Origin of the sequence: Parafrankia discariae (assembly GCF_000373365.1) — a bacterium.
Taxonomy (GTDB): domain Bacteria; phylum Actinomycetota; class Actinomycetes; order Frankiales; family Frankiaceae; genus Parafrankia; species Parafrankia discariae.
In genome coordinates, this window is the sequence record NZ_KB891208.1 from 163,575 (window position 1) to 175,878 (window position 12,304).

The 12,304-nt window shown below is 72.5% G+C and carries 8 protein-coding genes; 5 read left to right on the forward strand and 3 right to left on the reverse strand.

Going from position 1 to position 12,304, the window contains the following annotated elements; all coding sequences use genetic code 11:
• The first annotated feature begins 673 nt into the window (after positions 1-673).
• Both mca and B056_RS0112150 read left to right on the forward strand, forming a co-directional pair.
• Positions 674-1,570, forward strand: a complete 897-nt coding sequence (gene mca, locus B056_RS0112145; RefSeq protein WP_026239609.1) for a mycothiol conjugate amidase Mca — start codon at positions 674-676, stop codon at positions 1,568-1,570.
• A 128-nt stretch (positions 1,571-1,698) separates the two neighbouring features.
• Positions 1,699-2,034, forward strand: coding sequence for a hypothetical protein (locus tag B056_RS0112150; protein WP_018502137.1), 336 nt, complete (start codon positions 1,699-1,701; stop codon positions 2,032-2,034).
• 69 nt (positions 2,035-2,103) lie between these two features.
• On the opposite strand, the gene arfB is transcribed toward B056_RS0112150, so the two are convergent.
• Positions 2,104-2,535 carry an alternative ribosome rescue aminoacyl-tRNA hydrolase ArfB gene (gene arfB / locus B056_RS0112155; protein ID WP_018502138.1) on the reverse strand — a complete coding sequence of 144 codons (432 nt, stop codon included), beginning with the start codon at positions 2,533-2,535 and terminating at the stop codon, positions 2,104-2,106.
• Between the two features lie 88 nt (positions 2,536-2,623).
• Complete coding sequence (locus B056_RS0112160) at positions 2,624-5,674, reverse strand: leucine--tRNA ligase (protein ID WP_018502139.1); 3,051 nt, start codon at positions 5,672-5,674, stop codon at positions 2,624-2,626.
• A 275-nt stretch (positions 5,675-5,949) separates the two neighbouring features.
• Here B056_RS0112160 and B056_RS0112170 point away from each other — a divergent pair, with 275 nt between their 5' ends.
• Together B056_RS0112170 and B056_RS0112175 are read left to right on the forward strand one after the other, a co-directional pair.
• On the forward strand, positions 5,950-7,959 hold the full coding sequence (locus tag B056_RS0112170) for a thioredoxin domain-containing protein (RefSeq protein WP_018502141.1): 2,010 nt from the start codon (positions 5,950-5,952) through the stop codon (positions 7,957-7,959).
• Positions 7,960-8,174: 215 nt separating this feature from the next.
• Positions 8,175-8,705 carry a hypothetical protein gene (locus B056_RS0112175; protein ID WP_018502142.1) on the forward strand — a complete coding sequence of 177 codons (531 nt, stop codon included), beginning with the start codon at positions 8,175-8,177 and terminating at the stop codon, positions 8,703-8,705.
• Positions 8,706-8,964: 259 nt separating this feature from the next.
• Here the strand turns inward: B056_RS0112175 and trhA are convergent, their stop codons facing one another.
• On the reverse strand, positions 8,965-9,786 hold the full coding sequence (gene trhA, locus B056_RS0112180) for a PAQR family membrane homeostasis protein TrhA (protein WP_195905897.1): 822 nt from the start codon (positions 9,784-9,786) through the stop codon (positions 8,965-8,967).
• 173 nt (positions 9,787-9,959) lie between these two features.
• Here trhA and B056_RS0112185 point away from each other — a divergent pair, with 173 nt between their 5' ends.
• A complete protein-coding gene (locus B056_RS0112185; protein WP_018502144.1) occupies positions 9,960-11,783 on the forward strand; it encodes a phosphoenolpyruvate carboxykinase (GTP) in 1,824 nt (607 codons plus the stop codon).
• Positions 11,784-12,304 lie beyond the last annotated feature (521 nt).

The window sequence follows — 12,304 nt, forward strand, 5'->3', positions numbered from 1 at the left end:
CTGGTCCGTTCCCGCCTCGTCCAATCCCGTCTCGTCCGATCTCGTCCCGTCCGATCTCGTGAGGTCGGCACATGGCCGACGCCACGTGCGACGCCACGGCGGTCGGCACGAGGTCGAGCCGAGCGGATGGTCCGGCCGTCCTCGACGTCGGTTCGCCCGGCGCGCGCGGCCGTCCGTGCGACGGGCCGGCGCGGCCGTTGACCGGTGGGCCGCTCGAGGCCGGGCCGACGACGATGTCGGCGTGCCGGCCGGCGACCTCGCTGTCTTCGGAGCGTGCGCGGACGGTGTATTCTGCCACGGCTCTCGGTGACTTTTCCAGATCGAAAGTGAACTGGGTCTCGCCGGGTGACCGGCCGGCTTCCGTACCGGCCTGGCCGGGGGCGATCATCCCCTGTCCGGGCGGCCGGCCGAACCGCCGGCCATCGCCGGCCGACGGCCTCTCGAACCGCCGGTCGCGTACCTGGCCCAGGGCCTGCGGTCGTGGCACTTACCGGTGCGGTCCGTGCCGTCGCGGCACTGGCGGTCCGTGGCCGGGCACCCGCCGACCGGCGTGCGGTGCCCGTTGACCTGCGTCAACTGCCCGCGAGCCGGTGTGAGGCGCCCGTTCGGCAGCGGGCCGCGCGCCGGGCTGACGCCGGGCCGGGCCCGTCCGGCCGTCAGCCACAATGGTTGCATGCTCCCGGACGAACAGGAGCGTGGTCTGCGGCTCATGGCCGTCCACGCGCATCCCGACGACGAGTCCAGCAAGGGCGCGGCGACGATGGCCCGCTACGCCCACGAGGGCGTCGAGGTCCTGGTGGTCACGTGTACCGGCGGCGAGGCGGGCAGCATCCTCAACCCGGCGATGGACTCGCCCGAGGTGCTCGCCCGGCTGCCCGAGGTCCGTCGGGAGGAGATGGAACGGGCCCGGCGGATCCTGGGCGTGCGCCAGGAGTGGTTGGGGTTCCTCGACTCGGGACTGCCCGAAGGTGACCCGCTGCCGCCGCTGCCGGAAGGGAGCTTCGCCACGCTGGAGCTGGCCGCCGCGGCCCGGCCGCTGGTCCGGCTGATCCGCGAGTTCCGCCCGCAGGTCGTCACGACCTACGACGAGAACGGCGGGTACCCGCACCCGGACCACATCATGACGCACCGGATCAGCGTGGAGGCGTTCGAGGCGGCGGGTGACCCGGCGCGCTACCCCGAGGTCGGTGTCGACGCCGACCTGGGCCCGTGGCAGCCGCTGAAGCTCTACTACCACCTCACCTTCCACAAGGACCGGATCCTCGCCCTGCACGAGGGAATGCTGGCCGCCGGCCTGGAATCGCCCTACGCCAAGCGGCTCGACGAGTGGATCGACCGCGCCGAGGACACCGGCCGGCTCACCACCCGGGTGCCCTGCGCCGACTGGTTCGAGGTGCGCGACCGCGCCCTGCTGGCGCACGTCACCCAGGTCGACCCGAGCGGGCCCTGGTTCCAGGTGCCGCTGGCACTGCAGCGCCAGACGTGGCCCACCGAGGACTACCAGCTCGCCCGGTCGCTGCTCGAGGTCGGGGTCCTTCCCGAGGACGATCTGTTCAACGGGATCCGCTGACTGTCGGTGGCGCGGCGTAGGGTCGCGGAACGGGGCAGACGCCCCGGCCGACGACGTCGGCCGACGAACATCAGACATCGGCCGACGAACCTCGAACAGCGGGCAGAGTGGACAGGAGGTGCCGGTCAGTGGGTGACACGTCTGGCGGAACGCGGCTCGCCGCGGAGATCGGCACGGGCACCGGCGGCGCTCTCGTGGTCCTCGCGCTGATCCTCGCCTCGGTCGCGTTGTTCACGTTCCTCTCCGGCAGCCTGCGCCGGATGCGGGCGAACGTCGCCAGCGGCGAGTTCGGCCCGCAGACGCAGGAGCGGGGCCGGTCCGAGGCCGCAGCCGTGGCGCCGGCCGCTGAACCGGTGGCAGGCAGCGCGGCGGTGAGCAGCGCGGGGGCAGGTGGTGCCACCACCGGTGAAACGGTGACCGGTGGCACGGCGGCGGGCCCGGAGAAGGACCAGGACCTGGCCTGACCGGTGGCCCCGCCGCCCGGGTCGCAGGGTTGTGAGTGCTGTTTCCGGTACCCGGTTCGGCCCGGGTGCCTAGTCGTCCGGGCCGATGCGGCGGGTGCGTTTGGTGGTGGAGCGGCGTTTCTTGCCGGCCAGGCGGCGCTCGACCGAGCCACGGGTGGGGCGGGTCGCCTTGCGGGGACGGGGCGGTGGCGCGGTGGCCTCCCGCAGCGTGCCGGCCAGCCGGGCGAGCGCGGCCTCCCGGTTGCGGAGCTGGGAGCGGTGCTCGGAGGCGGCGAGGGTGAGTACACCGTCCACCAGCCGTCCGTCGAGGCGGGACAGCGCCCGCGCCCGCAGCTGCTCCGGGACGGAGCCCGACCGGGCGAGGTCGAACGACAGCTCGACCCTGGAGTCGGAGGTGTTCACCGACTGGCCGCCGGGCCCGGCGGATCGCGAGTAGCGCCACGCCAGCTCGCCGGCCGGGATTCCGAAGCCCGGCCGGATCACCAGGACGCTCGGCAGCACCTGTCCATCGTGCCAGCCGGCGGTGGTTTCGTCCCGGGAGTTTCGGCCCCACCGCCACGGATCGGCTGGCGGTGGGGCCGGGGTCGGCTCAGCCCAGGGCGATGTTCACGATCCGGCCGGGGACCACGATGAGGCGCTTGATGGTGCGCCCGGAGGTGTGTCGGGCGTAGTCCGCGTGTGCCTCCAGGACCGCGCGCACGGCCGCCTCGTCCGCGTCGGCCGGGACGTCGATGGTGAAGCGCACCTTGCCGTTGACCTGCACCGGCAGCCGTACCGTCGCGGCGGCGGCCAGTGACTCGTCCCCCTCCGGGAAGGGCACGGCGCAGACCGAGCCGGTGTGCCCCAGCCGGGTCCACAGCTCCTCGGCGATGTGCGGCGCCAGCGGCGCGGCCATCAGCACCAACGCCTCGGCCAGCTCCCGCGGCGGGCCGTCGAGCCCGCCGCCGAAGCGCTTGCTGGCCAGGTTCGTCAGCTCGATGAGCCGGGCGACGGCGGTGTTGAAGCGCAGCTCGGCGTAGTCGGTGCGGACGGCCAGGATCGTCCGGTGCAGGGCCTGCGCGGTCTCGTCGTCGAGCGCGACGTCGCGGACCCGGGGCTGCCCGGTGGCCTCGTCGATGATGTTGCGCCACAGCCGCTGCAGGAACCGGTAGGAGCCGACGATGTCGTCGGTGCGCCACGGGCGGTGGGCGTCGAGCGGGCCCATCGCCATCTCGTACACCCGCAGCGTGTCGGCCCCGTAGCTGTCGTACATCTCGTCGGGGCTGACGCTGTTCTTGAGGCTCTTGCCCATCTTCCCGGAGCGCCGGTTGACCGGGGCGCCCTCGTGGGTGAACGAGCCGTCCGGGGCCTGGACGACCTCGGCCGCCGCGACGTACATCCCGCGCTCGTCGGTGAAGGCGTCGGCCTGGATGTAGCCCTGGTTGTAGAGCCGATTGAACGGCTCCCTGGTCGAGACCAGGCCCAGGTCGTACAGGACCTTGTGCCAGAACCGGGCGTAGAGCAGGTGCAGCACGGCGTGCTCGACGCCGCCCACGTACAGGTCGACGCCGCCGTCACCGGCCGGGCCGCGCTCGGAGTGCATCCAGTAGCGCTCGACGGCCGGGTCGACGAAGCGCTCGGAGTTCGTCGGGTCCAGGTAGCGCAGGTAGTACCAGCAGGAGCCGGCCCACTGCGGCATCGTGTTCAGCTCGCGGCGGTAGTCGCGCGGGCCGTCGCCGAGGTCGAGGGTGACCGTGGTCCACTCGGTGGCCCGGGCCAGCGGGGGGACGGGCTCGCTCTCGTCGTCGTCGGCCATCGCCTTCGGCCGGAAGTCGGTCATCTCCGGGAGCTCGACCGGCAGCTGGTCCTCGGGGACGGCGCGGGGCATGCCGTCGTCGTCGAAGACGATCGGGAACGGCTCGCCCCAGTAACGCTGGCGGGAGAACAGCCAGTCCCGCAGCCGGTAGGAGCGGGTCGCCCGGCCGCGGCCGGCGTCCTCCAGCCAGCCGATCGTCGTCTTGATCGCCTCGGCCTTGGACAGGCCGACCAGCGAGGGCCGGTCCGCGGCGCCGGGCAGATACCCGCCCTCGCCGCTGAACGCCTCCGGCCAGGACGACGCCGGGGCACCGGCGGCCAGGCCGCGCTCGGCCAGCCAGGCCGCGTCGGGCTCCAGGACCGCGGGAACGGGCAGGCCGAACTCCCGGGCGAAGGAGAAGTCGCGCTCGTCGTGCGCGGGCACCGCCATGATCGCGCCGGTGCCGTAGCCGAGCAGGACGTAGTCCGCCAGGAAGACCGGGATCACGCCGCCGCCGACCGGGTTGCGGACGTACGTCCCGGTGAACACGCCGGTGCGGTCGATCTCCGCGCCGCCGCGCTGGCGGTCACTGCGCCGGCCGGCGAACTCCCGGTAGGCGTCGACGGCCGCCTGGGGCGTCCACTGCTCGTCGGTGACCCCGGCGGGGCGTTCCTGCCCGAAGCGCCAGCCGGCCGGGGTGTCGACCGGCCACGCGGTGGCGGTCAGGGCGTCGACCAGCGGGTGCTCCGGCGCCAGGACCAGGAAGGTCGCCCCCGACAGGGTGTCGGGCCGGGTGGTGTACACCTCGACGTCGACCGGCGCCGGGCCGCCCGGGGCGTTCGGGCCGCCGGTGCCGGCAGGGTCGCCCGGGCCGGTGACCGAGGAGAAACGGACGGTCGCGCCGTCGCTCGGGCCGATCCAGTTCCGCTGCATGTGCTTGATCGAGTCCGGCCAGTCGACCAGGTCCAGGTCGGACATCAGCCGGTCGGCGTAGGCGGTGATCCGCATCATCCACTGGCGCAGCGGACGGCGGTAGACCGGATAGTTCCCGATGTCGCTGCGGCCCTCGGGTGTGACCTCCTCGTTGGCCAGCACCGTGCCCAGCCCCGGGCACCAGTTGACCAGCTCCTCGGAGATGTAGGTCAGCCGGTGCGCGTCGACGACCCGGCGGCGCTCCGCCGCGGTCAGCTCCGACCAGGCGGCCTGCCGCGGGTTCGCCTCGGCCGTGCCGGGCCCGGTCGCGGCGCGGTGGCCGGCCGTGAACTCCTCGACCAGCTCGCTGATCGGACGGGCCTGCCCGGCGGCCTCGTCGTACCAGCTGTCGAAGATCTTCAGGAAGATCCACTGGGTCCACCGGTAGTACGCGGTGTCGGTGGTGGCGATCTCGCGGCGGGTGTCGTGGCCCAGCCCCAGCCGGGCGAGCTGGCGGCGCATGTTCGCGATGTTCGCCTCGGTCGTCACCCGCGGGTGCTGACCGGTGTTGATGGCGTACTGCTCGGCCGGCAGCCCGAAGGCGTCGTAGCCGAAGGTGTGCAGGACGTGGCGCCCGGTCATCCGCAGGAAGCGGGCGAAGACGTCCGAGCCGATGTAGCCCAGCGGGTGGCCCACGTGCAGGCCGGTCCCGCTCGGGTACGGGAACATGTCGAGGACGTAGAACGGGTCGCGGCCGCGCACCGCCTCGAAGCCCTCGGACAGCGGGCCCGTCGGGTTCGGCGACTCGAAGGTGCCCTCCCGCAGCCACCGCTGCTGCCAGTGCCGCTCGATCTCGGCGGCCAGCCGGGAGTCGTACCGGTGGGGCAGGTCGCCGTCACCGGCCGCGGTTCCCGCGGGCACCGCGGCGGGGCCGCGCTCGGTCGTCTCGCTCATGGCAGGTCGCATCCCAGGGCTTCGATCACTGTTGACCCGCCCGCGCTCGCGCGCCCTGCCGACGACGGCCGTCCGCCGGCCCGGCGAGGTCGTGGCGGTCGTGGCGGTCGTGGACCGGAGCGAGTGAACAGCGGGGATCACCTTCGGCCTCCAGCGTATCGGTTCGGCCACGGCCCCCTCCTCCCGCGCACGGCTGTCGCGGGACTGTGGGCCGGAGGGGCCCTGATGCCCCGGCGCGGCCGGTGTCCCGGCCGTGGCGATGGCATGGTGGTGCGGTGCCCAACAAGCTCGCGGAGCAGACGTCCCCCTACCTGTTGCAGCACGCCGACAACCCGGTCGACTGGTGGCCCTGGGGGCCCGAGGCGTTCGCCGAGGCCACCGCCCGCGGAGTGCCGGTGTTGCTCTCCGTGGGCTACGCGGCCTGCCACTGGTGCCATGTCATGGCGCACGAGTCCTTCGAGGACGCCGAGATCGCCGCGTACATGAACCAGCACTTCGTCAACATCAAGGTCGACCGGGAGGAGCGCCCCGACGTCGACTCGGTGTACATGGACGTCACGGTCGCGCTCACCGGGCACGGCGGCTGGCCGATGACGGTGTTCCTCACCCCGGCCGCCGAGCCGTTCTTCGCCGGCACCTACTTCCCACCCCGGCCGATGCGGGGCAGCGCCTCGTTCCCGCAGGTCATGACGGCCATCGTGGACGCGTGGACGGCCCGCCGGGCGGAGGTCGAGCAGTCCGGGGCGGACATCGCCCGCCAGCTGGCGGAGGCGGTGGCGCCCGGTGGGATGGCGGCCGGTGGTGGGGCCACAACACAGATCACGGCCGATCTCCTCGACCGGGCGGTCGCCGGGCTGGCCGACCGGTTCGACTCCGTGCACGGCGGGTTCGGCGGGGCACCGAAGTTCCCGCCGTCCATGGTCGCCGAGATGCTGCTGCGCGGCTGGGCCCGCACCGGGAACGACCGGGCCCTGGGCATGGTGCGCGAGACCTGCGAGCGGATGGCGCGCGGCGGCATGTACGACCAGCTCGGTGGCGGCTTCGCCCGTTACAGCGTGGACGAGTCGTGGACCGTCCCGCACTTCGAGAAGATGTTGTACGACAACGCCCAGCTGCTGCGGGTCTACCTGCACCTGTGGCGGGCCACCGGCCTGCCGCTGGCCGAGCGGGTGGTGCGCGAGACCGCGGCCTTCCTGCTCGCCGACCTGCGCACCCCCGAGGGCGGCTTCGCCTCGGCGCTCGACGCCGACGCCGTGCCGGCGGGCAGCCCCGACGGCCATCCCGAGGAGGGCGCGAGCTACTCCTGGACGCCCGCCCAGCTGATGGACGTGCTCGGCCCCGACGACGGTGCCTGGGCCGCCCAGGTCCTGGGGGTCACCGCGGAGGGGACCTTCGAGCACGGGACGTCCGTGCTGATGCTGCCGGTCGACCCGGCGGACCCCGCCAGGTTCGCCCGGGTCCGGGCCGCGCTGGCCGCGGCGCGGGCCACCCGCCCGCAGCCCGCCCGGGACGACAAGATCGTCGCTGCCTGGAACGGCCTGGTCATCGGGGCGCTCGCCGAGGCGGGCGCGCTGCTGGGCGAGCCGTCCTGGGTGGTGGCCGCCGAGCGCGCCGCCGAGCTGCTGCGGGACGTCCACCTGCACGAGGGCCGGCTGGGGCGGACCAGCCGGGACGGCCGCCGCGGCCCGAACGCCGGCGTGCTGGAGGACTACGGGTGTGTCGCCGAGGGCTTCCTCACGCTGCACCAGGTGACCGGCGTGGCGGGCTGGCTCACGCTCGCCGGCGAGCTGCTCGACGTGGTCCGGGCGCGGTTCCCCGCGCCGGACGGCGGCTACTTCGACACCGCCGACGACGCCGAGGCGCTGCTGCGCCGGCCGCGGGACGCCTCCGACTCGGCGACCCCCTCAGGCCAGGCGGCCGTCGCCGGCGCGTTGCTGACCTACGCGGCGCTGACCGGCTCCGCCGATCACCGGGACAGCGCGGGGGCGACCGTCGAGCAGCTCACGCCGCTGCTCAGCCGGGACGCCCGGTTCGCCGGCTGGGCGGGGGCCGTCGCGGAGGCCCTGCTGGCCGGGCCGGCCGAGGTGGCGGTGGTCGGCCGGCCGGATCTGGAGCGCCTGGCCAGGCTCGGTACCGCGCCCGGCGCGGTCGTCGTCACCGAGGGCCCGCTGACCGAGGGCCGGGACGAGCCGGCCGTCTACATCTGCCGGGACTTCGTCTGCGAGCTCCCGGCCCGGACCCCGGAGGAGGTCCGGGCCCGGCTGGGAGTGCGGCTCCCGGCCTGACCCGGTTGGTAGCCGGCCTGACCCGGTTGGCGGTGGGCCCGGCCTGTTCGCTGAGGCCGAACGGGCCTGGGCCCGACGGCCCGCGCATTGTCACCATTGCCTGTGTAAGCATGTAATCGACGGCGCGGGCCGGGTGTGGCGCGAGCCGGCCGGCCCGGGCGGGGCCACCGTGCCGCCCGACCGGGCGTGCCATCCGACCAGGTGAGGGGTCTGTCATGGCCGGTCTTCGTGGGCGAGCGGGCGGACGGGGAGTCGAACGGCCCGAGCCCGTTCCGGCCGATGACGTCGCCGCGTGGTTCGCCCACCGGGTACCCGACGGCTGGTTCACCGGGCCGCCGAAGGTCACCGTCGACCGGGACGAGATCACCGTGATCGGCGCGCTGCCGCCGTCGGACGCGGACCGGGCCGGCCGAATCCGCGGATTCCGCGAGGAGACGCGGGACGCGCGAATCGGTCTGGCCCGGGAGGCGGAACTGCGCTACGGCCGCAGCGTGTCCTGGGGCGTGTCACTGGCAGGTAGTACGGAGTTGTTCACCACCGTGTCCGTTCCGGTGATGACCCGGCTGCGCCAGCCCGAGCGGCAGGTTCTCGACACCTTGGTCGATTCCGGGGTGGCGCGCAGCCGCAGTGAGGCCCTCGCCTGGTGCGTACGGCTGGTGGGGGAGAACGCCGACACCTGGCTCGCCCGGCTGCGCGAGGCGATGGAAAAGGTAGAGCAGATCCGGTCGGAAGGACCGGGAATCTAGTCCCGTCCCGGGCGATTACCGGCGAATCTCGGACGGCCGTCCGGCCCTCGGGGTGAATCCACCGACGGGCCGCCGGCCACCCGCCCCGGGTGATTCGGTATTTCGTATCGCCCGCTCGGCGGGTCCGTCGGCCGGGGCCGGTCGGCCGGATCGGTCAGTCGTTCGGGCCGGTCGGCCGGATCGGTCAGTCGGTCGGGGCGGTCGGCCTGCCGGGCAGTGGTCACCGTGCCGTCACAAACATGCGCGGGCCGGCCGCCAGTCAGCCGAGCATGGCGATCATCAGTGCTGTGTAGTGACAGCCGGCGGCGACAAGGGTGAACGCGTGGAACACCTCGTGGTACCCGAAGGTGCCGGGCGCCGGGTCGGGTCGCCGGGAGGCGTACACCAGTGCGCCGAGGCTGTAGCAGGCGCCGCCCACCAGTAGCAGGACCATCGCCGCCACGCCGGCCTGGTGCATCAGCTCGGGGATGACGAAGACGGCCACCCAGCCCAGCGCGATGTAGAGCGGGACGATCAGGAAGCGCGGCGAGTGCAGCCAGAGCATGCGCACCAGCACCCCCAGAGCCGCCCCGCCCCAGACGACGGCCAGCACGATGCGCGCGGTGTGCTCCGGCATCGCGATGAGGGCGAATGGAGTGTAGGTGCCGGCGATGAAAACGAAGATCATAGAGTGGTCGAGGCGCTTCATCAGCGAGCGGGCGCGTGAGGTCGACCACATTTTTCGGTGATAGAGGGCACTGGTTCCGAACAGTGCCGCAATGCTGATCGCGTAAACGGCCACCCCGAGGCGGGCCCTCAGTGTCGTGGCCAGTGCCACCGCAATGACGCCGAGTGCGAGGCTCACGGGGAATGCTCCGGCGTGTAGCCACCCCCGCATGCGCGGTCGCACCAGGTCACGCGGATGGGAGTTCAGGGTCGCGTCGTCGGAGCCGGCGGTCTGCCGTGCGAGGGAGGCCACGGGGCAGAACGATATCGGGTCGGCATCGGGGTCACGAAGCGGAGCCGACCAGCGTCGGTCAGTCCGTCCCGGTGCGTGATGGATCCTACGTTTCCGCGTACTGCCTACCGCGCGACTCTGCACCGAAAGCGCGGTACAGTCTAATGATCCTGAACGCGGCCTCGAACTGCCCCGTTTCCCACAGGTTTGTACCTGGGTGTCTGGTGGTGTTCGGGTGCGAACGCGGCACCTGCGCTCACGGCACTCGCACACGGGACGAGAACGCGACAGGTTCAACTCGACCGGAGGTGTGAGCTGTGACGACCGCGGCACAGATTCCCGGGCTGGATGCCGCCCCCACCAAGCACACCAGGCTGCTCGCCTGGGTGCGTGAGATCGCCGAACTCACCCAGCCGGACCGTATTGAATGGTGCGACGGCTCGGAATCCGAGTTCGATCGGCTGACATCACTGCTCATCGACAAGGGCACTCTCGTCCGGCTTGACGGCGAGAAACGCCCGAACAGCTTCTACGCCGCCTCGGACCCCAGCGACGTGGCGCGCGTGGAGGACCGGACCTACATTTGTTCGGAGAAGGCCGAGGATGCCGGCCCGACGAACAACTGGCTCGATCCGGCCGAAATGCGCGCGAAGCTGGGTGAGCTCTTCGCCGGATGCATGCGGGGACGGACGATGTACGTCGTCCCGTTCTGCATGGGTCCGCTCGGTTCGCACATCTCGGCGCTCGGCGTCGAAATCACGGACTCGCCCTACGTTGTCATCTCCATGCGCACGATGACCCGAATGGGAACTCCCGCGCTGGACCAGCTCGGTGACGACGGATTCTTCGTCCCGGCGGTTCACTCGCTGGGCGCGCCCCTCGAGCCCGGCGCGGCGGACGTCCCGTGGCCGTGTAATTCCACGAAGTACATCACGCACTTCCCGGAGACCCGCGAGATCTGGTCGTACGGCTCCGGTTACGGCGGCAACGCGCTGCTCGGCAAGAAGTGCTACGCCCTGCGTATCGCCTCGGTCATGGCGCGTGACCAGGGGTGGCTGGCCGAGCACATGCTGATCCTCAAGCTGACCTCGCCGGCCGGCAAGGTCCACTTCGTCGCCGCCGCGTTCCCGTCGGCGTGCGGCAAGACCAACCTCGCGATGCTGATCCCGACGCTGCCCGGCTGGAAGGCCGAGACGGTCGGCGACGACATCGCCTGGATGCGCTTCGGTGACGACGGCCGGCTCTACGCCGTCAACCCGGAGGCGGGCCTGTTCGGGGTGGCGCCGGGCACCGGCGAGGAGACCAACCCGAACGCGGTCAAGACCCTGTGGGGGAACGCGGTCTTCACCAACGTCGCGCGCACCGACGACGGTGACGTCTGGTGGGAGGGCCTCACACCGGAGAAGCCCGCGCACCTCATCGACTGGAAGGGCCGGGACTGGACGCCCGACTCGACCGAGCCGGCCGCGCACCCGAACGCCCGGTTCACGGTGCCGGCGAGCCAGTGCCCGACCATGGCGCCCGAGTGGGAGAACCCGGCCGGCGTGCCGATCTCGGCGATCCTGTTCGGTGGCCGCCGCGCGACGGCCGTCCCGCTGGTGACCGAGGCGCCGGACTGGCAGCGCGGGGTGTTCTTCGGCTCGATCGTCGCCTCCGAGACGACCGCGGCCCAGGCGGGCGCGATCGGCAAGCTGCGGCGCGACCCGTTCGCGATGCTGCCGTTCTGCGGCTACAACATGGCCGACTACTTCGCCCACTGGCTGGAGATCGGCAACAGGGCCGACCCGGCCAAGCTGCCGCGGATCTACTACGTGAACTGGTTCCGCAAGAGCCCCGAGGGCCGCTACCTGTGGCCAGGGTTCGGCGAGAACAGCCGCGTGCTGGCCTGGATCGCGAGCCGGCTCGAGGGCGAGGCGAAGGGCACGGAGACCCCGCTGGGCATCCTCCCCGCCCCGGGCGAGCTCCCCACCGAGGGCCTGGACGTCTCCGAGGCCGACCTGGAGACCCTGCTCTCCGTCGACACCGAGGTGTGGCGGCAGGAGGCGGAGCTGATCCCGGACCACTACAACACCTTCGGTGACCGCCTGCCGGCCGAGCTGTGGGCGGAGCACGAGGCCCTCATCAAGCGCCTCAACGGCTGACGACCGGAGGAGACCGACTGCGCCGCGGCCGGCATCCTTCCCGGGGCGTCGAACCGGCGTCCGCGATCATTCGCGGGCGCCGGTTCGACGTTTCGGCGGTCGGGGCCGGTCGCGACGCGGGGTAGCCGAGGTCGGGGTGCGGCCGGGCCGGGGCGCCGCGCCGTCCAGGGCGGGCCGCGGTGGGAAGAGTCTCACCGCGCCAGGACGTCCGGCCGCCGGCGCCGCCGCGACCTGAGAAGAACTGATCGGTTCCGGTCCGTGAGATTATTCGCAGAGGGTGACTAGGGCCGGGTCTTCGCCGAGCATGGACCACGAAGGGCACACAAAGACAAGCGAAGCGTGTTGTAAGAAGTTGGTCGCCATCTTGCGGGGTGACGGCTAACGTGAGAGCCCTAGCGTCTCAAGTCGTGGTCCGACATCGGGTCGGCCACTCGGGAGGCCCCTCGGTGCCGCAACTGCGACAACGTCAGGAGGCCGGTTCCCGGCTCCTGCCCAGGGGCCCGGTCCCGGATACCTCCGAG